Source organism: Dellaglioa sp. CoH-56-MRSF-10 (assembly GCF_056782175.1).
Window position 1 is genome coordinate 1 of record NZ_JBXAYF010000074.1, and the last position, 328, is coordinate 328.

The 328-nt window shown below is 57.0% G+C and carries 1 protein-coding gene; it reads right to left on the reverse strand.

The features are described 5' to 3' along the window. Nucleotides 1-328, reverse strand: a 328-nt coding sequence (locus AC1RP4_RS07880) for a hypothetical protein (RefSeq protein ID WP_481763254.1), incomplete at both ends; no start/stop codon positions are given.

Sequence of the window (328 nt, forward strand, 5' to 3'; positions counted from 1 at the left end):
GGGCAGCGTCTGGATTGCCTGTACCTTATGCTCACCATTCGACAGTTCCTTCGTCATCACGAATTCGGCACCCCGCACATCATTCTCGTTTGCCCAGAATGCGGCATCGACCAGCAGCGTCGAGAACATCTTGTGAATCGGGCTGAACACCGGACGCGTACCCTGCGTCGGATACACCGAGTTTGCGTAGATTCGATCCAGCAGCGATTGGTCGGCCGCGAACTTGATGCCCGACACTTTCTCCATCTCCCGTACGTACTGGTTGACGGAACGCGCGATCAGCGCCTCGTACGATTTTCGGCTGAGCGGCGGGTAGATGATGTGGTTG